This window comes from Mucilaginibacter ginsenosidivorax (genome assembly GCF_007971525.1).
GTDB lineage: Bacteria > Bacteroidota > Bacteroidia > Sphingobacteriales > Sphingobacteriaceae > Mucilaginibacter > Mucilaginibacter ginsenosidivorax.
In genome coordinates this window covers 1,963,851-1,985,677 of record NZ_CP042437.1, presented here as the reverse complement: position 1 = coordinate 1,985,677, position 21,827 = coordinate 1,963,851, and the positions used below count along the sequence as shown (strand labels likewise).

Genomic DNA, 21,827 nt, shown 5'->3' with positions numbered 1-21,827 from the left:
TGCGGATGGCTGGCATTTACTGTATGAGCAATAGGTTATGCCCGTGTTTATAAGTCAAAGTGTGGTTTTATTATTGAAATTATTAAACTTAGTTAACCATACCCCCCTTCATGAAAAAGAGTTGCCTGTTCGCTTTTAAAAGTATTACGCTTGTTTTCGCCTTAGTTTTTTTTATTTATCCTGGTAATGATGCGGCTGCATTTGCCACGCAACTAAAGGCCAATCCCGCGGCAAGTATTGATAACCTACAGGTGGAGTATACCGATAAGCCCATGGGTATCGATGTGGAAACGCCGCGCTTTAGCTGGCAAATGAAAGCGCCGGCAGGGGCAAGGGGCTATGTGCAGCTATCCTACCAGCTGGAAGTAAAAGATGGCGCAGGCAAACCCGTTTGGAGTACCGGGAAGGTAAACAGCAGTAAATCATCAGGTATTGAATATGCGGGGAAAAAGCTTAAAGCGGCCACCCGTTACACCTGGAAAGTGACCGTTTGGGACCAAACAGGCGCCATGTTAACCAATACCTCGTGGTTTGAAACGGGTTTGATGAACGCCGATCCCGGATTATCGGCCTGGGATGGTGCTACCTGGATTGGCGGCGGCAATAACGACCTGGTTTTATACTCCAAATACCTGCCCGTTTTTAACATGAATTACAAGCTGGCCATAGCGCCCGGCAGCACCCGTGCAAGCATCATCATGGGCGCCAATGATGCCCGCCTAATGGATAAAAACAAAAATATTTTCCAGGTTGAAAATAAAATGAACGAGAGTTATTTCAAGATCGAGCTGGACATTTCAAAGCTGGGCAGCGCCGGTACAGGTAACGCTAAAATTAACATATACCGCAGCGGTTATACCGGCAATGATACCGCTACACGGGTGCTAAAATCATTTGATATTAAAACAAGTGTAATTAATGAAGGCAATAAAAACAAAGAGCACCGTTTTGCAATCTATAACGAAATGGGCACTTTAACCTTTAGCGTAGATGGCGACTATGATTTTCTTGTAGATAATGATAAAACACCTGCAGGTGCCCAGCCTGTTTTTCCGCCGCGCGGGCCGCACAGGGCAGTAGTTACCCTTAACCCGCTGGGCGCTCGTGATGTAATCTCGTTCGGTTTGCTTTGCGATATCGGTTATGCTGTGGATGCCGGGCAGCAGGCCGCATTTTCGGGGTTGGAAGTATCGAACGCGCGCAAACCGGGCAATATTTTGTTTAAGGAAGATCTATCGGCACAGCATTACGCGGGTATTTATAAATCTTTCATAGGCAACGGTGGCATCAGTATAAAAAACGACCGTTTCCAGGTTTCGGGCGGTAGCCAGGGTGTTTTTGCGGTGGCCGACCCAAGCCATAACTCCATGCCTATGCTGCGTACCCAATTTGAAACAAACAGCAAAAAAATTACAAGCGCCCGCCTGTACGTTACCGCCCGCGGCATTTACGAGGTGTACCTCAACGGTAAACGCGTAGGCAATGATTACTACAACCCCGGCTTAACGCAATACAACATTACCCACCTGTATCAAACGTATGACGTTACCACGATGGTTAACAACGGACAAAACGCTATAGGCGCCATGCTGGGCGAAGGCTGGTGGAGCGGCCTGCTAAGCTACGGTACCATCTGGAACCACTTTGGCGACAGGCAATCATTACTGGCCAAACTGGTGATTAAATATGCCGACGGTTCAAAAAAAGTAATTACTACCAACGATAAGGATTGGAAATATTACAACAAAGGCCCTATAGTTTACAGCAGCCTGGATATGGGCGAAGTTTATGATGCCTCGTTAGAAGCCGGGATAAACAACTGGACTACGGTAAGCTATAATGACAATGCCTGGCAAAAGGCGGTTAAAGTACCGGTAGATGGTACCACCTATTCGGGCGTATCCTATGATTTTTTTGGCCATAAGGATGAATTGAACTACGATAAGCTATCGCTGATTGGGCAAATTGGCCAGCCGGCCGGCATCTACAAAACGCTTACCGCCCAAAGCATGCAGGAAGTACGCAAGGGCGTTTACGTGTACAACATGGGGCAAAATATGGTGGGCGTGCCTAAAATTTACATTAAAAATGGTAAAGCGGGTAAAAAGTTATTGCTGCGCTATGCCGAGGTTTTATACCCGGCCCTCAAACAATCGGGCAAAAACGTGGGGATGATCATGACCGAGAATTACCGCGGGGCCCTGAGCCAGGATGTGTATACCATGAAGGATGGTGAGCAAACATTTCAGCCTCACTTTACATCGCACGGGTATCAATATATTGAAATTACCGGGGTTGATGCACCGCTGCCGTTAAGTGCTGTGCAGGGTTTGGCCATCAGCTCCATCCACAAGCTAACGGCAGATTACGTCACCTCAAATCCCAAAGTAAACAAGCTGTGGTCAAACCTTACCTGGTCAAACATCGATAACTTTTTAACCATCCCTACCGATTGCCCGCAGCGTAACGAGCGCATGGGCTGGTCGGGCGATATCAGTATTTTTTCGCGCACTGCCACCTACTTGTCCAACAGCGACCAGTTTTTAAGACGGCACCTTTTTGCCCTGCGCGATTTGCAGATGCCCAATGGCAAGTTTACCGATATTGCCCCGGTTGGCGGCGGTTTTGGCGGCGTACTTTGGGGCAGCGCGGGTATTACTATCCCCTGGGAAGCCTACCAGCAATATGAGGATGTGGCCTTGTTGAAAGAGCATTACCCGGCCATGGCCAGGTACATGAGTTTTATCGATTCTACCATCAGCAAAAAAAACGGTCTCAGTTCCGATTCGCAGTTAGGCGATTGGCTTGGCCCTCAAAATAACCAGCTGGGTACCGATTACCTGGTAACCGCTTACCATATTTTCGACCTGGGTATAATGGTGAAGATTGCCAGCGCTTTAAACAAGCCCGACGACGCTGCCAAATACCAGGAAAGATATGATGAGCGCAAGGCATTTTTTAACAAAACCTTTATCAATGCCGATAAAAAGGCGATGGGGCTTTTGGGTGGCGGCATATTTGCACCCCGCGATGCAAAGCAGGAGTTTAAAGTAGCCGATATACAAACTGCTTATGCCGTTGGCCTGTCATTAGGTGTTTTTAACGATGAGAACACGCCTTATATGGCCAAAAATCTACAGGCCGCTGTCGAACGTGAAAACAAGGACGATGACGGTATTACCCGCCCTAAATACTCCTTAATGACTGGCTTTATAGGTACCGCCTGGATCAGCAAATCGCTATCCGATTACGGCCACGCCGACCTGGCCTACAAAGTGCTTCAAAATGATCATTATCCCTCATGGCTATACGCTATTGACCAGGGCGCAACCACCATATGGGAACGCCTGAACGGCTACACGGTTGAAAACGGTTTCGGTGGTAACAACAGCATGAATTCCTTTAACCACTACTCCTTTGGCGCCGTTGGCCAGTGGATGATGGCCTACTCACTGGGCATCCAGCGCGGCGAGGTTGGTTTCAAAAACTTTATCCTGCAACCCGAACCCGACCCAACCGGCCAGATGACCTACGCCAAAGGCTACTACGATTCGCCCTACGGGAGGATTAGCAGCAGCTGGAAAACGGCAGGCACCAACCTTATTTATAACGCAAGAGTACCGGCAAATACCAAAGCCACTTTATACCTGCCAGCCGCTTCGGCAGCTGCTGTAACCGAAGGCGGTAAGCCCGCGGATAAGGTAAAAGGAATTAAGTTTTTAAGGTATGCCGATGGGAAAGCTGTTTATGAATTGGCATCGGGGAGTTATGTGTTTAGTGTGGAGAAGTAGGGGAGGGGATAGGATGGTCTCTTCTACACGGTCTCACAGACCGCCCTGGTAGTAACATGTAAGGATGCTGCAACTTTCTTGTGATCGTCATTGCGAGTGTCCATCAGTTAAAACCTGAAAAAAATTGTTATGGCGTTCAACTGATATCGTTAAACGAATGTTCTAAAACTACCGTCATTGCGAGGTACGAAGCAATCCCGAACTATGTGGGACTTAGCATTTAAGGGATTGCTTCGTGCCTCGCAATGACGTATATTTTATATTGATAATCAACGATCTATAAGGATCGTGATTGTAAGTTGTTGATTATTAAATATATTTTTCTCCTCCACGGTCTGTGTCCTCACAGACCGTTGTTTCCAATGTTTTCGGTTGGCGAGGGTAATTAACAGCTGGGGTAGTCAGAGACTACATGCATAGTGGTTCGAAGTCTGGAGACTTCGAACAGCGGAACACTACGGGCAGCGGGGGAGGCTCTTGTACTATTGAGGCAAGGAATGAAGAGAGCCTACTGAGGTAACCTTTTTTATCATTTTACGCATGTTCGCGCGGGTCTGGCGAAAGCTGAAAAGCCTTTAGTATAAACGGTATAAATTTTGGCGGTTTAAAGGATACCTTTGGTTCAATATCTCCATACGTGCATGAGCCAAAGTACTAACATCCAGTTTAGAGGCGAATAAAGCACTAATCTGCGCTTCGGTCAGTTTCTTTTCTTCATTAGTATATAAATTTTCGGCGAGTAAGGTTAACGCCTCCCAGATCACAGGATTCATCAGGGCTAAACACATGAACTGAAAACCCTGCCAGTATAGCCGTGCTGGATCGATACGCAGGTGAAACAGCGTTGTTCTCGCGTTTCCTATGGCTGCCGTATAATCATCTGTACCGCCGTGGGCATCCACCAGTGTTTCGTCGTTTGGAAACAAAGATATTTTCTTCCTGACATAAGACGAGCCATGGCTATAGATAGTGGTGGCCGCCATGCCTGCCACGTTCACCAGCATAATCTTTTCCGCTTCCTGCCAGGTTTCATGCCCAGGCGTTAGTTTGCTCATATGCACGCCGCCGCGATACTGCGGGTCGATGTTTTTCCGATCGATCGTTACATAATTCACGCCCAGCAGCTGTGGGAACAGCCAGGCGGCCATGTAATGCCCGGCCTCATGGTAACAGGTGCGCCTTACTTTTCCCTTGGGCGTGGTAAAATAATAACGTAAACGGTTTCTCCATTTTTTTAAGCGTTTGACCATTTGTTTCATTAGCACGCAAAACTACACAACCTATTAGTTCTTATTTGGATATTATTTTAAAAAAAAATAAAAATAAATTTTGAGATTTCAGTTTTACTACTTATTATTGCATCAACAAAAAACAATTAAACAAATGGCAAAATCGATCACCTTTAATACCAATCCGGTCCTACATGGCTGGAGTACCGGTATGACGGGATTTGATATGCCGTCTACTCCGGACCAAATGGATCGAGGAACTATTTATAGTTTCTAAAAACTACACCCGATCCAAGCTTCTAATTTTTGTTAATCAATTTCTTTTAGGTCTGTTAAATTTATCAAGTCATGAAAACTTTAGTTTTCAATTATCTTAAAATCTGCGAATTACGCAATTTAATTGGTTTTTTTGCCGGGAATTTTTACCGTCGAGGCGAAAATAACGATAGCGATAATCGGGATTTGAAAATGTCTTTCCCGGCAAGGTTCGGAGGAAGGACGGGCACCAAGGCATTAGCCAGTTCCATTCGGTCAAAAGATGGCCGTTTTGGATAAAAAGCATTGATGATTTGAATAGCAAATAACACCAGCTTCATTTTTTAACATACCTTAAATAAATACATATTGAAATATGTATAAGTAGATATTATTGACTATTATTTAATAAATTAATATAAAAATCTTACCGTAAAAGGCGGTAATTAATCAACCAAACATGAAAAAGTTAATAATCGCAGCATTATTGCTGCTGGCGGGTTCAGCAGCATTTGCACAAAGGGCAGACGTGTCTGCCCAGGAACGATCACAGGCAGAATTCGCCCGCGATCATTACAACGGCACGGGTGGCTCCAGGGTAGACGTTGGCCGTGATCAAAATGGCCGCTCGGTAAGGGAAACCTTTACCTCGGCCAATGGTGACCGAAATACGATCATCCGTGATCACGACACTAATAGGACAACTACTATTATCGATCACCCTGATGGTACCCGCGAGGTGAATGGTCGTCAGGTAGAGCATTCAGATCACTCGGAGCATGCCGATCATTCAGATCATGCTGATCGGTCGGAGCACCAGGAGCATGAACATCATGATGCGCCTGATCACGACCATCATTAATACCGGAGCAGCCTCCCCGGAGGCTGCTTAAAAAAAATACTGATAACTAATAAAGCTTAAAAAAAATGAAAAAGATCATATTATCCGCGTCGTTAGTTGCTTTGCTGGCTTTAAAGTCTATGGCTCAGCAGCAGCAGCAGCAACCTTTAAATCAACAGCAGCAGCAACAAATACAGCAGTCGATGCAGGCATTGCAGCAATTGCAGGTCGCTCAGCAGGCCGCCCAGCAAGCCCATGTCCAGCAACAACAGCAGCAACAGCAACGGCAGCAGCAAATCCAGCAACAGCAATATCAGCAATACGGTCGGCAGCAGCAATTGCAAATGCAGCAAATTCAGGCTCAACAACAACAGCAGCAATATCAACAGCAGTTGCAAAATCAAAATGGCTATGCGCAGGGTCAGTCGCAGATTGGTAACCAAATGGCTTCGCAGTTAGCAGGTTTAGCGTTAATGCAGTCACAGCAGCAGCAGCGTGCTGTTCAGGTACAGAACCAATATGGCCAGGGCCAGGCTCATCCTCAACAACAGCAACACTAATTGAAATAAGAAAGGCCCGAAAGGGTCTTTTTTATTTGCAATATTTCCCCAGTTGTCCGTAGTCTTCTGCTGTTCGAATGTCTCCGACTTCGAACCTCTGTGCCTGTAGTTTGGTTTACCCGACCGAAGATTGTATATATTTAAGTGCATCTCAATTCTGCAGATATTGGCGGTATTATTGAGTTGATTGTTTGGGTATCCTGTAGACAGGAGACGATAGACATAGGAGTTCGAAGTCGGATACATTCGAACAACAGAACTTTATGGAAAGCGGGGTAGTCAGAGACTTCGAACAACGGGGGCTTTGTCTTGCAAACGCTATAGCCTGTAAAACCCGGTATGCGTCAAGCTCCCCTGAGTTTGCCGGCACTGTTCGCCGCGACATTCGTCATAGCCGGGCTACCGATCACCTCTTCTACTTTGCAGAAGACGTCAGGCAGTTTATCAAGCCCATAGAACGTCAAATAGACCTCATCGATTTTGTGATGTTAAAGTAATGACTATCCGAATTATAATTAAGTCGATTATTTTTACATTTACAGGAAAACAACCTGGTCAACCTTGCCATGAACAAGACAACTACGTCATCAAATTATCTTACCTGGCTGATCAGTATACGACAGGCGCTTACCCATAAAACGGCTTTGAGCTATGGGTTGCCGCTTATATTACTGATAGTACTACACAAACCCATCGAGGAAGTTACCAGCCTGCTCATCGTTACGCCCGTTCTGTCAAAAGTGGCCTCAACTGATATCGACAACATAATCTTTTGGCTTATTGCGGTTTATTTGTTATTGCTATTCCTTTCACGCATCATCAGCTTTGTTCCTTCAGCTAAAGCTTTCCTGATACAGGTAATCATCAGCCTGATCTATTTATACTACCGACATTATCAAGATGTTTGGATCTTGCACCCGCTAAAAGGCCATCAGGACATCTATTATACAGACATTATTATAGAGATCGCTTTCCTCAACGCTATTTTATTAATACGGCAGCTTTTCGCCAAGAAGCCGCTGATTGCCGGCAAAGGGTTTGATGATGACAGTTCGCTTGGGAAACAAAAGCCTGACCTATTAGGTTATGAACCCTATGTTCAGTCACTCGCTACCCGGGTTGAACAAAGCCGTCCTGAAAAGGCTATCGCAATCGGTATCAACGGACGGTGGGGTAGCGGCAAGACATCTTTTTTCGATTTGTTGAAACGAAAAATGGTTACGTCTCCCATCATTGTTATCGACTTTAACCCTTGGAACTCGCTCAGCCCCAATGCTATCATTAAAGACTTTTTCGATACCGTGCAACGGGCGACCCGGCCCTATCACTCGCAGCTGCCTAAGTTACTGGATACCTATACCGATAAACTGATCAGTCTGCATAGCGAAGGTTGGGGGAAGTTTGCAAAGGAACTGAAAAGCGTTATCTTACCTGAACAATCTCTCAATGATCTGTACGACCAGATTAATAAGGAAATCAAAGCCATTGATCGTAAGATCATTATTTACATTGACGACCTCGATCGACTGGATAAGGAGGAGATCGCTGAAGTGATCAGGCTCATTCGTAACACGGCGAGTTTCAGCAACACATTTTTTATTGTTGCTTATGACCGCGATTACGTACTCACGGCCATTAAAGCAATGAACGCATTTAACCACAATCACTTTTTAGAAAAGATATTTCAGATCGAAGTTAACCTGCCTTATTTCGACCCTGCTATCATTCAGCGAAAATTGGCTGACCTGCTCAAGGCTTATTACTCTGAAGATTACCATGAAAACATCGAGAAAGAAATTGTGGGCACCCCGTCAGCTTACCCCAATTACTTCGAAGGATGGATCGAAACGCTGCGCGATGTTACCCGGCTTAGCAATGGCATCAAGCTAAACCTGGATATGTTGTTAACCGAGGTCGTATTTTCAGAATTTGTGCGCCTGGAAATCCTCCGGCTCAAATACCCTTCGGTCTACGAAGCGTTTTATCGCCGCTCAGGCACATTTCTACATATTTCTGATAAGCATAATGGTACCGATGGCTATCAGCTTAAAACCATCAGTGACAAGCGCGGGGAGCCATTTTATCTCACTAATGAACACAGCGAATTTGAATTGTTTGTCCAGCAAAACGCGTCCCGGCTATCTGTTGAGCAGCATGAGATTGCACCAATAATCGATCTGATCGATGGTCTGTTTGGCGTCAGTATGTTAACAGCCCGTTTTCGCAGTCATCTTTCTGTCGTACATCCCAGCCGATTCGAGCTATATTTCTCCTATAGCGTACTGGAAGGCAAGCTTTCAGAAGCCGAATTCCTTAAAGCCATTGAAAGCGATTTCCCACAGCTTAAAACACAAATCGATGAATGGAACAGGGAAAAACTAAATTTTGAAGTACTACGCAGGTTCTTGCAAATCAAAACCTTCAAAAACCGCAAACGTTTCGAAACGACAGTTGAAGGTATCTTTTACTTCGCACGACAGCCTGATAATGATGCCCAGTATGGCTTCGAAAATCGCCAGCTTGCCGACTTATTAAGTGACGATAAAAAACGGATTTCCAAACAATTTTATGATGGCAAGTCGGATGAATATGCAACATTTTTGCGGCGCCTTTTAGATGGGGCAACATCACCCTATTCATTCGATAGCACCTTTTTGGAACACCTGAATAAAAGCTCTGATGACTCATTTCCAATCCATAAACAGGAACGCCTAAAAATAGTGCAAAAACTGTTTTACGATTATACACAAAACTTTAAAGCTTGGGATTATAATCTTTGGCACCTTTATCACGCCTGCTCCTACAAAGAATGGACACCAACCGGCGGAAGTGTCTATCGTAGCGATACTATTTACCCGGTGGAAGCCAATCAAATTATGATCGCGACCATTACCAAACACATAGATGCATTTCTCCCTGTGATCATTGATTTTCCACCCTTTGTCAATGACCACATGTATATTAGTGGTATCATTAAAACAATTTTCGGCAGTTATGAAGCATTTGGCGATTTCTTGAACAACCTGGATACGTCAAGCAGTGTGGCAGTCAAGGAATTTGACGAATTTTACCGGCAGCTCGCTACCCAAAATTTTGAGAAGGCGGTCCCTTTTGAGTTTACAGTAATCAAGGTGGTCAACCGCGGCCAAGTAAATTGATCCATTTTTAAAAGTTGCATGGGTAGTTGCCGATGGGCATTTGGCGAAATTGTAAAAACTGTCCAAAGATCAGCGTTCTTCCAAAAGTATGATGCGCGTCATCATGTCAACCTTATCCGAACTCCAAGTTGGTGCATACGTCTCACATATTCGCAACATGCAAATCAATATTTTGTAGTAAATCTCCCCTCAATTCCCCGAAACCCCCGATAACGATTGAAACGGATACCGGCCAAGCGCCTAATGCCTTGTGCGCGTATGAGTGTAAAGCGCGGGCCGCAGGCAACGGCAGGGAAAGAATTAAGAATCAAGACAAAAATGCCCGGTACGTAAGGACGAAATTATTTCCTTTGTTTTCCGGTGGTAAAAAAGTTCATTAATAGATGCTTCCTTCGTCAGCATGACAAGAGATAAACGCACGGCAGCCGCAATAATTTATTAAATTTGATGGACAAGAAAAATGAAACCACTATGGGAAAATTTTTTGAAACCATACAGCCTGCTCACCAGGCTTTTATTGAAAAGCAAAAAATGTTTTTTGTAGCCTCGGCGCCGCTTGCTGCCGGTGGGCATGTTAATTTATCACCCAAGGGGATAGATAGCTTTAAGGTACTGTCGCCAACCAGGGTGGCCTACATGGATATTATAGGCAGCGGTAACGAAACTTCGGCCCATCTCCTGGAAAATGGCCGAATCACTTTTATGTTTTGCGCCTTTGAGGGGCCGCCAAATATTCTGCGTTTATATGGCAATGGCTATACCGTGCTGCCCGGCGATGAAGAATGGCCGCTGCTGGCCCCGCATTTTGATATCCTGCTATCAACCCGGCAAATTATTGTGGCCAACGTTTACCAGGTGCAAACATCGTGCGGCTTTAGCGTACCCTACTACAGCTATGAAGGCGAGCGCGACCAGGCTTATAAATGGGCCGCCAATAAAGGCGCCGAAGGGTTGGAGGCCTATAAAAAAGAAAAAAACCTGGTAAGCCTTGATGGGTTGCCAACGGCGCTGCATTAATTACATATCGTCAATTGGATGCCAAAGGGTTGGGTTATCCCTGAATTTGGTTAGCAGTTCAATTACTTCTTCAACTTCTGCAATGCTTAATTCGTGCTGGCCCGCTGTGTAGGAGAAAACGTTGGCCGGCTGTTCAAAGGCAACAAAGCCTAAGTAATCCGGGTCGATAATTTTGTCTAAATGCAGGGTGCTCAATTTATCTAAAACTTGTTCTTCGTGGCCCTTGTCCCTGTCTATAAACAGGCTATAGGTATAACTAATTACCGGGTGTCCGTCCAGGTGCGCTTCGGTATCGGGTATTACCATCAGCCTTAGCTTGTTGGTTAACGTAAAAAATATCGGTTTCATAATTGCTTTGTTTCAGCTTAACGCTTTGAATACTAAATAGTTTTATGTGGGTACATATTAGCATCCAACAAATTATAACGCATCAATTGTCGCAAAAGTACCGCTAAAATGTCTGAGCCGGCCGTTGCCATTAGTTGTACTCCTTTGTAAATTCGATGAACAAAAAAATATTATGGAAAGTTCAAACACTCAGCCGGACAAGGTTAACATCATCGAAACCACCAAAGTAATTGATGCCAAATACGCGCACCTGGATGGATCGACATTTGTAATGCTTAAAATGAGCAACGCCAGCTTTAACGACGTTGACCTGAGCAAACTTAAGATTACCAATGCCAACCTAAGCGACCTGGAGATTGAAGGCGCGCAGCTTGGCGGCGCCTACATTCACAATATTGGTATGCCGCCCGAAGGACACCCCGCATACAACCCCGCAGCCAAACAACGCCCCCTGCGCTTTGATGATTGCGAACTGAGCCACAGCACCATCAACAACTGCAACCTGCAAGGCGTAGCCATAACCAACTGTAATATTACGGGTATGACCATCAACGGTATTTTGATTGAAGATTTGCTGAATGGGAGGGTGTAGGAGAGTGCGGCGGGGAATAACGCATATCGCATGTCGGCACGACTCACCCCGACGAGGCTTCGCCCGTCTGCCCCTCTCTCCGACTGCGTCGCATAGAGGGGATCGGAAAATTTAATAAAAATATTAAAACCCTCTTTGCGGCGTCAGCCGGAGAGAGGGTGGTCGGGCGTAGCCTCGACCGGGTGAGTCGTTGCCAGCGTTCAATGCCAATGTTTATTTGAACCCGGAATACGTCATGTGCAATTAATCACCAGCAAAAAATTATTTTCAATAAATATGGTACTATGTATTGTATAGTACTGTGTTTTGTATTAGCTTTGTGATGAGCGCAACACTTACAACATATCATCATGAAAAAAATACAACAATTTATGGCCCTGGCAGGGCTTATGCTGCTGGCCACAGCCTGCCGCTTTGGCGGCCGGCACACCACCATTATTGAAAATGCCGATGGCAGAACCGTTAAGATTGAATACCGCGGCCAAACCTACTTTACCGAGGATGGCAAGGCCATTAAAGCTATTTCGCCCCATGGGTCGGTATCCTGTAGTATCAACAGTGATGACCTGGTGGCCGAGAACGACAATGGGAAGATTGTTTACGAAATAAACGGCGGCGGCAAACAAACCAACCTTGACGATTACGGAAAAGAGTTTTTGGCCAGGGCCGTCCACGAGATGATTAAACGCGGCCATAATAACGACAGGTAGCCAGATTTCGGTTGATCATTACAAACTAAACCGGGCATGGCTGTCCGGTTTTTTTGTAACTATTGATTAAATCGATGAGGGTTATTGAAAAGTATCCAAATGTTGTTATTTATTACCTGAAAAGTAATAATTAGTTGTGTTTTTTTGCATCATTTGTGTGGTTTTGTATAGTTTTTTTGAGGATTTTTGCTTGGTTTTTGACCCTCCATTTTCAAATCTTCAAATTAATTAGATTAATTTTATTAAATTGGGTTATGAAAATACTTACCCGACTTGGAGTTTTGTTATTGATGTATTTGTTTAACCTCAATTTAGCCACCGCACAATCTGTACCGATGGAGACCCCTAAAAGCACCGATCAAACCCTGAAGATAAGCCGTAATAAAATTGATTCGCTGGATAAGCAACTCATAGTCCTACTGGGCCAGCGGGAACGGGTGGTTAAGGAGATTGGTATTTACAAAGCCAAGAATAATATAGCGCCATTACAAGCCGACAGGTTTAAGCAGGTGCTTGAAAAAGCTGTTGCTGCCGGCAAAAAAGAAGGCCTCTCAGAAACCTTTATCACCGAACTGATGAACGCCATCCACAAAGAAAGCCTGCGGATTGAAGAGGAGCTTAAAAGCCAATAAATTATTTACTGCGGCCAAAATCCGGCTTGCAGAGTGTATAAAATACACAAATGTATCTTAGCGTATCAAAACATATTTACGGTATCGTTCCCGAATTTTTAACTGTTTGATTATTAGCAATATTTAAAATAGTTTTATTGGTATTAAACCGTATCAAACTGCCGATAAATTGCTATAAATCAATTATTTATTGCGGTGCATATTTGCATTATTCAAATTAACTTTCTTAATTTGGGATACCGGAACCAAGTCCCCTAATGGCTAATTGCCCGTCGGTAAACCAATTAAGATAACCCATGAATAAAAAAGTAATAATTGGCTGTTTTATAGCAACTGGCCTGCTACAGTTACCATCGGTAAATGCCCAGGTTAAAGTGCCGTTTTCTACCGCTAACAAAAAGGTACGTGTTATAGTTTCTGATAACGAACCGGGCATGAGGTTTAAAACTACCGAAACCTTAAAGTTTCAGGATAGCCCCCAGCCAGGCGAAACAGAAGTATCTGTTTTTGTTGATCCGGCAAAATCATTTCAAACCATGCTGGGTATTGGCGGCGCGCTCACAGATGCCTCTGCCGAAACTTTTTACAAGCTCCCTAAGGATAAACAAAAAGAACTGTTAGCCGCTTACTATGATAAGGATAAGGGAATAGGTTACACCCTGGCCCGTACCAACATCCAAAGCTGCGATTTTTCGAGCGACAGCTACTCTTATATCAAAGAGGGCGATGGAGCGCTTAAAACCTTCAATATCAGCCATGACAGGGCTTACCGCATTCCCTTTATCAAAGAAGCTATGGCCGCTGCCGGTGGCAAGCTTACTTTATTTGCGTCGCCATGGAGCCCGCCTGCCTTTATGAAGGATAATAACAGCCTGTTGCATGGCGGTAAGTTGTTGGCTAAATACTATCAAAGCTGGGCCAATTTTTATGGCAAGTTTATAAGGGCTTATGAAAATGAAGGTATCCCTATCTGGGGCTTATCGGTACAAAATGAGCCTATGGCATCGCAAAGCTGGGAATCATGTAAATATACAGCTGAAGAACAGCGCGATTTTGTAAAGAACTTTTTAGGGCCAACATTGGCCAAACAGGGCTTAAGCAGCAAAAAACTGATTGTATGGGACCACAACCGCGATTTATTATATCAGCAAGCCAGTACTATTCTTGAAGACCCCGCAGCCGCCAAATATGTATGGGGCATTGGTTTCCACTGGTATGAAACATGGACGGGAGCGGGCCAGCAATTTGAATCGTTAAGGCGTACGCACGAGGCTTTCCCTGCTAAAAACCTCATTTTTACCGAAGGCTGTATCGAAAAATTTGACTTCAATAAAATTAACGATTGGTCGCTTGGCGAACGCTATGGGTTGGCGATGATAAACGACTTTAATGCCGGTACCGTGGCCTGGACAGACTGGAACATCCTGCTGGATGAAAACGGCGGCCCTAACCACGTTGGTAACTTTTGTTTTGCACCGGTACACGCCGATTTACGTAACGGCAGCCTTATTTATACCAGTTCGTACTATTATTTAGGGCATTTTAGCAAGTACATTCAACCGGGTGCCAGGCGGGTTGCAGCCGTAGCCAGCCGCGACAAATTATTAACTACCGCTTACCTAAACCCTAACGGCAAGTTATCCGTAATAGTGATGAACCAGACCGACGAAAAAATTGAATATAGCCTGTGGATAAAAGGTAAAGCTGCCAAAACAACCAGCCAGCCGCATTCCATTGCCACACTTGTAGTAGAGTAACAAAGATCTTTTTATAATCAACTAAATCTCAGATGTATGGTGGATCATTTATGGTCCACCATTATCGTTTAAAGTCAAAATTAAAAAGTCAAAAAAGACTACTTTGATATATTGGGATTTAACGACTGGCGGCTGTTACTCAAAAATTACGGTTTTGTTTTTTGATACAAATACACGGTCTTCAAAAACCAGTTTAAGAGCCCTGGCCAGTACGGAGGTTTCAATTTCCTGCCCGGCCTTTACCATGGTTGCTGCTGTAAAAGTATGGTTTACCGGGATAATTTGCTGGGCGATGATAGGCCCTTCGTCAAGCTCATTTGATACAAAGTGGGCTGTTGCACCAATTAGCTTTACACCCCGTTCAAAAGCCTTGCGGTAAGGATTTGCACCAATAAATGCAGGTAAAAACGAGTGGTGGATATTGATGATGCGCATAGGAAACCTGCTCACAAAATTTGGCGACAGGATACGCATGTATTTAGCTAACACCACATAGTCGGGCGTGTACTGTTCAACGGTTTCAATTACCCTTTGTTCAAATTCTTCTTTCGTGCCCTCCTCATGAGATATGTGGTGAAAAGGCATATCAAAGCGTTTGCAAATGTTTTGCAGTGTGGCATGATTGCCTATAACGCATTGAACAGTTGCACCCAATGTTTTAAAATAGTTGCGAATAAGTATATCGGCAAGGCAATGGTATTCTTTAGTTACCAGCACTACTACCTTTTTGTGGGGCAGGGGGTTTACCAGCACCATGGCGCCATCGGGCAGCAGCCGTTTTAATAGTTGCTCCAGTTGTGCGCTTTCGGGGTTATCATCAACTTCAACCCGCATGAAAAATAAACTTTCGTTTTGATCCACGTGTTCGCGCATGGATACGATGTTTAAATGCTGCTTCGCCAATATGGCTGCTATGTAAGCAACCAGGCCCACCTGGTCTTTACACTGAATAACTATAATCATGGTTTAATGATACAAAGAATTTGCTGCAAAATAACATAAGTAGTTATATAAAATAATTTTTCTGAAAAATTGTAATGTGCTGTAGCAAAGCTTTGAACACCTGCGTAATGCATTATATAACCTGAAAAAATGAGATACTTTATCCTGTTATTTGCCGCGCTGGTACTTTGCAGCGTTAGTTCATGTAATAAAGATGGCTTGCCGGTCCCGGCATCTACCCAAATAACAGGCAGTTGGCGCTGGGTAAAATCTGTTGGCGGCATTGCTGGGGTTACACTTACACCGCAAAGCCTCGGTTACTCATTTACCCAGGTTTATGGTGCTGATAGTACTTTTAAAATGTATAAAAAAGACTCGCTTACCTTATCGGGTAAGTTCTCGATAACCAGGAACTATAAATATTCGGCTACCGAAACTTTTGACCTGTTGAAGATTAATAACCAAAACCCTACCGCTTTTATTATCCGTAACGATACCTTATACCAAAACGATGTGTTCATTTCCGATGGTTTCAGCACCGTGTATGTGAGAATTAGGCCCGATTAAAGAAGTTTAAAGGTCATCCGGTTTGCTATCGGGGCAAAACGCCGGCCCTGCAAGCAAGACAAAATGATTGTTTTGCAGGCAGGGAGCTGGTTGGGCAGCAATGCCGGGCCAGCATGGCTTTTTTTTACACGCCGTCCGGTACAAAATTTATTTCATGGCCGGCATCAAAAGCTACATATGCTCGTCGCCATGGCTGGTCATCAACCAGTTTCCACTTATGGGCAGTTCCGGTGGTATCCAGGGCAATCAGTATTTCGCCGGGGCGCACAATAAAAGTTTCGCCGGGGCGGGTTTCAAACTCAAGGGTGCCTGATAAGGTTATCACATACTGCTCGGCAGGGGCATTGTGCCAATCAAAAAATGAATGCGGTGGCGATTCCTGGAACCTGATGCTTGATGCCTGGTTGAAAAGACCTTCGGATACTGTCCCTGTTTGTACATGGGAGTGCCCGTCGGCTCCGGTATATAGCTTATAAGTTTTTATCATTGTGTTTTGTCAGCTTTGGCAATTGCCGCTAAAGTAAGTTATTTGCGACTTTTGAAATACCTGTTTGGATAATCGTATTGTAAATATCCGGCAAACTTATTGCATTTTTGATGGTTAAGTAAACGATGATCCCGGCCGTACCCAGAAAGTTTCAATTTTTTCCGTTCCTGATCAGTTTAATAATTACACTGGCCATTGGCTTTGTGGCTTCGCTATTTACAAGGCCCGAAATTGCCGGCTGGTACAGCACACTCAAAAAGCCATCATTTAATCCTCCGCCATGGCTGTTTGCGCCGGTGTGGACAGCGTTATACATTATGATGGCTACTGCAGCTTACCTGGTGTGGAAACACCGCAGCCGTAAGCCTGTATACATCATAGCGCGCAATATTTACTTTATACAGCTTGCCCTGAATTTTTCATGGTCGATAGTGTTTTTTGGATTGCACCAGGTGCTTGGAGCCCTTATTGTTATTATTTTACTATGGCTAAGCATTATTTTAAACATCAACTGGTTTTATAAGTTTAGCAAAGCCGCAGGCCGGCTGTTATGGCCTTATTTACTTTGGGTAAGTTTTGCCGCGGTACTTAACGCTGCTATTTATTTGCTGAATAAGTAGTGTAAAAAAACACTATTTTTATTGCGTACATTTTACTGACGGTTTATTGAAAGATGAAAAAATTATTGCTTTTATTTTGCTTAGTTGCAGCAGCTCACAGTTTTGTTTTTGCTGATGCAATAACCATAAACCATTTTGTAGTTAAAGAAAATCCTTTTGCGGTTGACCAGGTGGCCATAGTAGCAACCGACACGGCGGGCGTAACGCAGGAGAAGGTGAATGGGCTGTTCACTTTTGTGATGAATGGATTTGAATATCAGCTTAAATTTGAAAAAGGGGTTGCTTTTTACCGCCAAAAAATAGACCGGTCGACGTTTTTGTATGCCAAGCACATGAACGAGACCGGCACCCACGCCATACTTTATTACATATACAAGCACGATAGTAAACTAAGCCCATGGCACATCAGTTGGGTGCTTTTAGTTGCCATACCGCTTATATTGGTACTGCTGGCTTATATGTTTAAGCGGTTTATTATTATAGCGGTAATCATCTTTTGTATTTTCCTGTATTTTAACTACCACAACAATCTCAGCATCCCTACATTTTTTGAAAGTATAATTGACGGGTTGAAGAACATGCTTTAGGGCGAGAGAGTCAAGAATCAAGAGCCAGGAATCAAGACTTTTTGAAAAAGAATCGAAGCTATTGAGGTTGTTGAATGGCAACTTACATAAGTTGCAAATTAAATAACCAGCCAATCTTTTCAATTCAATAATTCATTAAATCGATAATCATTAATTAAAAAGGTAGCCCTATCCCGAAGTTCAGCTGCATAAAATTGTAACTATCGCCAACAACGTTGCCTTTGCTATCAACGCCGGTGGCGTTGGCTTTTAGATAAGCCTCTTTAAAGCTGCCTGATTTAAACAGTTCATTGGCGTGCTTGATAAGTACCCATTGATCACTGCCGCTAAACTGCGGATCCTTAAACTTGAAGGCCATATCCAACCTGAATACAAAGAAGCTTAAATCGAACCTTAAGCCCGTTCCTACGCCAATGGCGGTTGACTGCCAAAGGTTATCAAACCTGAACTCGCCATTCGGGCTCTCGGCTTTTTTGCCCAGGCGCCAAACGTTTCCGGCATCAACAAAAACAGCGCCCTTTAGCTTGGCGCCAAAAAAGTTATTGATTAGCTTGTAACGGTATTCGGCGTTGGCCACCAATTTTATTTCGCCAAACTGGTCAAGGTATTTAAAACGGGCGCGCGATACCGGATTGTCTTTATTTGTTGTTGTATCAAAGTAAGCCGTAGCCCTGTTATATTGGCCAGGTCCCAGCGTGCGTGGCAGCCAGGCGCGCATATCATTGGCGCCGCCCCCGTAAAAGTTTTTTTCAAATATCAGCTGGTTGCTGTTGCCATACGGTATGCCAATACCTGGATTAATGCGAAAAATGAATTGTTTTTCGCCACCTAATGTCCGATAAAAACGAATATCTCCCTCGGTCTTAGCATATTGGCTGAAAACATAACCCAGGAATTTGCGCTGGCCCGAGTCATCCCGTGGCGTGTTAAATGTGTTGCTTAGTAAGCTTAAGAAATTGCCGCCAACATCAAGGCTTCCACGGAAGTATAAAAAGTTATCATATGAATTTAATTCAATGGCGTTATACTGAAAAGTATACTGGCTACCGGTTGTAAATACAGTCCGGCCAATTAAGTTGATGTAGGCCTGCCTGTTGTAGGCCAATAAGCTATCCATTGCAGCGGGGTCAATAACGCCCCTCGAAAATTCAATATTTATGGGTGTAATGGTATGCAGCTTGCGCGCCGTTTCATAAAAATCATAGCTGATGGAGTTTACAAAACTTTGACGTGTTACCAGGCCTTTTTGATAAAACAAGGAATAGTTTGTTGAGAAGGTTGTATGGGGCACGCCAAATTTTCCTAAAAGCGGGAAATTGAAGGGGGATATGATGCGGGGATAAATGAGGTTTGCACCCAGCCTAAGCTCTTGGTTTTGTATATTATCATTATTTGTGGTATTTGTTCCGTTATCAAACAAAATGCTCCAGTTTAGTTTTAACTGCAGGATGGCCGCCTGGTTAAAAAGATTCCGGTTGGTAAAGGTATTACCCACATTGTAGCCATACCTGCCATTGGCAAACAGGAACTCACCCTCAACACGGTCTGAATAGTGTTTAAGCGGAATAATGTCAATTTTGGTATTCAGGCGGTGTGTGCTATCGCCCAGTTTTTCATAGGTGGGGTTGGGCACATTCCGGAAAACATTTAACTCCGAAAGTCGGGTTGTAGTTAAAGTTTGTTTATCGATGTTATATAACTGGCCCTTTTTTTGGAAAGTATAATCAGTTACCACCCGCGATTTAAACCGATGCGAGAAATCTACATACCTGAATTGCGAATCGACCTGCAAGGTATCGGCTTTGCCGGTTGTTTTGCCATTACTGGCAGATATGGTTATCAGCGTATTATTAATTTTATAAACCGGGTGTTCTGTTTTACCTGCCGGGTTATCAATCATCATTTTAATATCAACCACGCTGCTGTTGAAGGTAGAATCGTAGGTGAAGTTTACGTACTGGCGGTAAAAATCAAAATAGCCATTACGTTTCATCAGCAGGTAAAGTTCATCGCGGTCATGCGCCAGGCTATCCATGTCAAAACGCCCGCCGGGTTGTATGTGCGACATGCTGTTACGGTTGGCGTGGTAAAGGTTGGCAATGTTTTTATCCGGGATGCTATCAACCAGCTTACGGATGTGGAACATCGGGCCTTCTACAGTGGTAAAAACTATTTCGGCGCGTTGCTTTTTGATGATAACACTATCAGTAACTTTTGCTTTTAAATAACCACGGTTTTGGATGAACTTTTCCATCTGGAAACGCGAGTACTCAACCAGGTTGCTATCAAGTAAGGTAGGTGCTTCGCCTATGTTGCGTTTGCCATGGTTGCTAAACCAATAATAAAATTGCAGGTTTAGCTTGTTATTGGGCTGCTGTTCTTTATCAACATAATTTAACGCGGCTTCTTCAAACTGTTCGTCAATACCTTTGATGGTAATTTTACGCACCAGGGTTTGATTTTTGCCAATGCCGCGGGTAAGGCTACAGCCCGAGCCTATTATGAGCAGTAAAATACTTAATATTGCAAGACGGTAACCAGCAGGTTTTTTGTATGCTTTCAAAATCACAAATCAGTTTATTAACATCCTTACAACATAAAAAATTTCGCAGGGAGCATGGTTTTTTCCTGGTTGAAGGCTATAAATCAGTTGTTGAATTTACAGGTTCGCGTTACCAGGTTGATACGGTATACCATACCGGCGCAATTGCCCCAAAAATGCTGAATTTATCCCGAAAAATAAACTTTCAGGAGATTTCGGCGAAGGATATCGAAAAAATCAGCACTTTGAAAACGCCGCAGGAGGTAATTGGTTTGGTTAAAATACCAATATGGCCAACTTTAAATTATGATAGCCTTAAACAAAGGTTTTCTTTGGTCCTGGATAATATACAGGACCCGGGCAATATGGGTACCATTATTCGCACTGCCGATTGGTTTGGTATTAATGATATTGTATGTAGCGAGGATACCGTTGACGTATACAACCCCAAAGTAGTGCAGGCCACTATGGGCTCGTTGGCGCGTGTAAATGTGCATTATACCAACCTGGCGCAAGCGCTGCCACAAATTAAATTGCCGATATTTGGCGCGATGCTGGATGGCGAAAATATTTACAACACTCCTTTTGGCACCGAAGGATTATTGGTAATGGGTAACGAAGGCAACGGCATAAGCGCTGATATTGAGCGGTTAATAACAACTAAAATAACCATCCCGAGGGCAGGCCATGCCGAGTCATTGAATGTGGCAATAGCAACTGCCATACTATGTTCTGAAATAAAAAGAAATTCAATGAAATAAATATTGGCATTGCAATAAATAAATTACTATTTTTGCAATCCTAAAATTAGGGTCGGGTGGCCGAGTGGCTAGGCAGAGGTCTGCAAAACCTTTTACAGCGGTTCGAATCCGCTCCCGACCTCAAGGGTATTAAAAACATTAAAATAACAACACCATGGGCGTTACACGTTTAAAAAGAAAAGATAGAAAAAATAAAACTACTTCACGTTTAGAAGTTCAGTTTTTAAAACTGGCTACTAACCTTGAGTACGGAAGCCGTTCTGCCGAGAAAAAAGGCAACCAAATCCAAAAAAACAACGAAGCTTTAGCTATCGCTGCCGGTAAATAATCTATCTGTTTTCAGGCGCCTGGCGCTTAAAAAGATCTTATAAATCCTGCTGGTTTCAGAAACCGGTGGGATTTTTTTTATGTCCGAATCAGAATTTGCAGGA

20 protein-coding genes and 1 tRNA gene are annotated in these 21,827 nt (G+C 43.9%); 16 read left to right on the top strand and 5 right to left on the bottom strand.

Annotated elements, in window-relative coordinates; genetic code table 11:
- Positions 1-110: 110 nt before the first annotated feature.
- Positions 111-3,791 (top strand): alpha-L-rhamnosidase, encoded by a 3,681-nt coding sequence (locus FSB76_RS08400; RefSeq protein WP_147053148.1) that lies wholly within the window; start codon positions 111-113, stop codon positions 3,789-3,791.
- 575 nt (positions 3,792-4,366) lie between these two features.
- Here the strand turns inward: FSB76_RS08400 and FSB76_RS08395 are convergent.
- The gene (locus FSB76_RS08395) at positions 4,367-5,050 is read right to left on the bottom strand and encodes a hypothetical protein (RefSeq protein ID WP_147053147.1); all 684 of its coding nucleotides are present in this window, start codon (positions 5,048-5,050) and stop codon (positions 4,367-4,369) included.
- A gap of 318 nt (positions 5,051-5,368) precedes the next feature.
- On the opposite strand from FSB76_RS08395, the gene FSB76_RS08390 reads away from it, so the two are divergent.
- The 5 genes from FSB76_RS08390 to FSB76_RS08370 all read left to right on the top strand — a co-directional run bounded on the left by FSB76_RS08390 (position 5,369) and on the right by FSB76_RS08370 (position 10,851).
- Complete coding sequence (locus FSB76_RS08390; RefSeq protein ID WP_147053146.1) at positions 5,369-5,575, top strand: hypothetical protein; 207 nt, start codon at positions 5,369-5,371, stop codon at positions 5,573-5,575.
- Between the two features lie 160 nt (positions 5,576-5,735).
- Complete coding sequence (locus FSB76_RS08385; protein ID WP_147053145.1) at positions 5,736-6,137, top strand: hypothetical protein; 402 nt, start codon at positions 5,736-5,738, stop codon at positions 6,135-6,137.
- A gap of 65 nt (positions 6,138-6,202) precedes the next feature.
- On the top strand, positions 6,203-6,676 hold the full coding sequence (locus tag FSB76_RS08380; RefSeq protein ID WP_147053144.1) for a hypothetical protein: 474 nt from the start codon (positions 6,203-6,205) through the stop codon (positions 6,674-6,676).
- A gap of 644 nt (positions 6,677-7,320) precedes the next feature.
- Positions 7,321-9,834 (top strand): KAP family P-loop NTPase fold protein, encoded by a 2,514-nt coding sequence (locus FSB76_RS08375; RefSeq protein WP_158642865.1) that lies wholly within the window; start codon positions 7,321-7,323, stop codon positions 9,832-9,834.
- A 447-nt stretch (positions 9,835-10,281) separates the two neighbouring features.
- On the top strand, positions 10,282-10,851 hold the full coding sequence (locus FSB76_RS08370) for a pyridoxamine 5'-phosphate oxidase family protein (protein ID WP_225976450.1): 570 nt from the start codon (positions 10,282-10,284) through the stop codon (positions 10,849-10,851).
- On the opposite strand, the gene FSB76_RS08365 is transcribed toward FSB76_RS08370, so the two are convergent.
- Positions 10,852-11,199 carry a hypothetical protein gene (locus FSB76_RS08365; RefSeq protein WP_147053142.1) on the bottom strand — a complete coding sequence of 116 codons (348 nt, stop codon included), beginning with the start codon at positions 11,197-11,199 and terminating at the stop codon, positions 10,852-10,854.
- 172 nt (positions 11,200-11,371) lie between these two features.
- On the opposite strand from FSB76_RS08365, the gene FSB76_RS08360 reads away from it, so the two are divergent.
- The 4 genes from FSB76_RS08360 to FSB76_RS08345 all read left to right on the top strand — a co-directional run bounded on the left by FSB76_RS08360 (position 11,372) and on the right by FSB76_RS08345 (position 14,890).
- Positions 11,372-11,791, top strand: coding sequence for a pentapeptide repeat-containing protein (locus FSB76_RS08360; protein ID WP_147053141.1), 420 nt, complete (start codon positions 11,372-11,374; stop codon positions 11,789-11,791).
- A 350-nt stretch (positions 11,792-12,141) separates the two neighbouring features.
- Positions 12,142-12,501 (top strand): hypothetical protein, encoded by a 360-nt coding sequence (locus tag FSB76_RS08355; protein WP_147053140.1) that lies wholly within the window; start codon positions 12,142-12,144, stop codon positions 12,499-12,501.
- 254 nt (positions 12,502-12,755) lie between these two features.
- Positions 12,756-13,133 carry a chorismate mutase gene (locus FSB76_RS08350; RefSeq protein ID WP_147053139.1) on the top strand — a complete coding sequence of 126 codons (378 nt, stop codon included), beginning with the start codon at positions 12,756-12,758 and terminating at the stop codon, positions 13,131-13,133.
- 296 nt (positions 13,134-13,429) lie between these two features.
- Positions 13,430-14,890, top strand: coding sequence for a glycoside hydrolase family 30 protein (locus FSB76_RS08345; protein WP_147053138.1), 1,461 nt, complete (start codon positions 13,430-13,432; stop codon positions 14,888-14,890).
- A gap of 135 nt (positions 14,891-15,025) precedes the next feature.
- Here the strand turns inward: FSB76_RS08345 and purU are convergent, their stop codons facing one another.
- Positions 15,026-15,853, bottom strand: a complete 828-nt coding sequence (gene purU / locus FSB76_RS08340; RefSeq protein ID WP_147053137.1) for a formyltetrahydrofolate deformylase — start codon at positions 15,851-15,853, stop codon at positions 15,026-15,028.
- 129 nt (positions 15,854-15,982) lie between these two features.
- Here purU and FSB76_RS08335 point away from each other — a divergent pair, with 129 nt between their 5' ends.
- Positions 15,983-16,399 (top strand): hypothetical protein, encoded by a 417-nt coding sequence (locus FSB76_RS08335; RefSeq protein ID WP_147053136.1) that lies wholly within the window; start codon positions 15,983-15,985, stop codon positions 16,397-16,399.
- A 124-nt stretch (positions 16,400-16,523) separates the two neighbouring features.
- Here FSB76_RS08335 and FSB76_RS08330 read toward each other — a convergent pair whose 3' ends face one another.
- Entirely contained in the window at positions 16,524-16,886 is a 363-nt protein-coding gene (locus FSB76_RS08330) for a cupin domain-containing protein (RefSeq protein WP_147053135.1), read from the bottom strand.
- 125 nt (positions 16,887-17,011) lie between these two features.
- Between FSB76_RS08330 and FSB76_RS08325 the strand changes: the two genes are divergently transcribed.
- On the top strand, positions 17,012-17,506 hold the full coding sequence (locus FSB76_RS08325) for a TspO/MBR family protein (RefSeq protein WP_147053134.1): 495 nt from the start codon (positions 17,012-17,014) through the stop codon (positions 17,504-17,506).
- A 53-nt stretch (positions 17,507-17,559) separates the two neighbouring features.
- On the top strand, positions 17,560-18,093 hold the full coding sequence (locus FSB76_RS08320; RefSeq protein WP_147053133.1) for a hypothetical protein: 534 nt from the start codon (positions 17,560-17,562) through the stop codon (positions 18,091-18,093).
- A 154-nt stretch (positions 18,094-18,247) separates the two neighbouring features.
- On the opposite strand, the gene tamL is transcribed toward FSB76_RS08320, so the two are convergent.
- Positions 18,248-20,656, bottom strand: a complete 2,409-nt coding sequence (gene tamL, locus FSB76_RS08315) for a translocation and assembly module lipoprotein TamL (RefSeq protein WP_147053132.1) — start codon at positions 20,654-20,656, stop codon at positions 18,248-18,250.
- Between tamL and FSB76_RS08310 the strand changes: the two genes are divergently transcribed.
- The 3 genes from FSB76_RS08310 (at position 20,647) to FSB76_RS08300 (ending at position 21,724) form a co-directional block, all read left to right on the top strand.
- Positions 20,647-21,396: a TrmH family RNA methyltransferase gene (locus tag FSB76_RS08310; protein ID WP_147053131.1), complete on the top strand. Its 750-nt coding sequence runs from the start codon at positions 20,647-20,649 to the stop codon at positions 21,394-21,396. The genes tamL and FSB76_RS08310 overlap by 10 nt on opposite strands.
- 50 nt (positions 21,397-21,446) lie before the next feature.
- A tRNA-Cys gene (locus FSB76_RS08305) sits at positions 21,447-21,517 on the top strand.
- A gap of 33 nt (positions 21,518-21,550) precedes the next feature.
- Positions 21,551-21,724, top strand: a complete 174-nt coding sequence (locus tag FSB76_RS08300) for a spore protein (protein ID WP_090652361.1) — start codon at positions 21,551-21,553, stop codon at positions 21,722-21,724.
- The last annotated feature ends 103 nt before the right edge of the window (positions 21,725-21,827 follow it).

Excerpts from the sequence above, each read along its gene's own strand:
- FSB76_RS08400 (WP_147053148.1), top strand. The coding sequence starts at position 111 with ATGAAAAAGAGTTGCCTGTTCGCTTTTAAAAGTATTACGCTTGTTTTC.
- FSB76_RS08395 (WP_147053147.1), bottom strand. The coding sequence starts at position 5,050 with ATGAAACAAATGGTCAAACGCTTAAAAAAATGGAGAAACCGTTTACGT.
- FSB76_RS08390 (WP_147053146.1), top strand. The coding sequence starts at position 5,369 with ATGAAAACTTTAGTTTTCAATTATCTTAAAATCTGCGAATTACGCAAT.
- FSB76_RS08385 (WP_147053145.1), top strand. The coding sequence starts at position 5,736 with ATGAAAAAGTTAATAATCGCAGCATTATTGCTGCTGGCGGGTTCAGCA.
- FSB76_RS08380 (WP_147053144.1), top strand. The coding sequence starts at position 6,203 with ATGAAAAAGATCATATTATCCGCGTCGTTAGTTGCTTTGCTGGCTTTA.
- FSB76_RS08370 (WP_225976450.1), top strand. The coding sequence starts at position 10,282 with ATGGACAAGAAAAATGAAACCACTATGGGAAAATTTTTTGAAACCATA.
- FSB76_RS08365 (WP_147053142.1), bottom strand. The coding sequence starts at position 11,199 with ATGAAACCGATATTTTTTACGTTAACCAACAAGCTAAGGCTGATGGTA.
- FSB76_RS08360 (WP_147053141.1), top strand. The coding sequence starts at position 11,372 with ATGGAAAGTTCAAACACTCAGCCGGACAAGGTTAACATCATCGAAACC.
- FSB76_RS08355 (WP_147053140.1), top strand. The coding sequence starts at position 12,142 with ATGAAAAAAATACAACAATTTATGGCCCTGGCAGGGCTTATGCTGCTG.
- FSB76_RS08350 (WP_147053139.1), top strand. The coding sequence starts at position 12,756 with ATGAAAATACTTACCCGACTTGGAGTTTTGTTATTGATGTATTTGTTT.
- FSB76_RS08345 (WP_147053138.1), top strand. The coding sequence starts at position 13,430 with ATGAATAAAAAAGTAATAATTGGCTGTTTTATAGCAACTGGCCTGCTA.
- purU (WP_147053137.1), bottom strand. The coding sequence starts at position 15,853 with ATGATTATAGTTATTCAGTGTAAAGACCAGGTGGGCCTGGTTGCTTAC.
- FSB76_RS08335 (WP_147053136.1), top strand. The coding sequence starts at position 15,983 with ATGAGATACTTTATCCTGTTATTTGCCGCGCTGGTACTTTGCAGCGTT.
- FSB76_RS08330 (WP_147053135.1), bottom strand. The coding sequence starts at position 16,886 with ATGATAAAAACTTATAAGCTATATACCGGAGCCGACGGGCACTCCCAT.
- FSB76_RS08325 (WP_147053134.1), top strand. The coding sequence starts at position 17,012 with ATGATCCCGGCCGTACCCAGAAAGTTTCAATTTTTTCCGTTCCTGATC.
- FSB76_RS08320 (WP_147053133.1), top strand. The coding sequence starts at position 17,560 with ATGAAAAAATTATTGCTTTTATTTTGCTTAGTTGCAGCAGCTCACAGT.
- FSB76_RS08310 (WP_147053131.1), top strand. The coding sequence starts at position 20,647 with ATGCTTTCAAAATCACAAATCAGTTTATTAACATCCTTACAACATAAA.
- FSB76_RS08300 (WP_090652361.1), top strand. The coding sequence starts at position 21,551 with ATGGGCGTTACACGTTTAAAAAGAAAAGATAGAAAAAATAAAACTACT.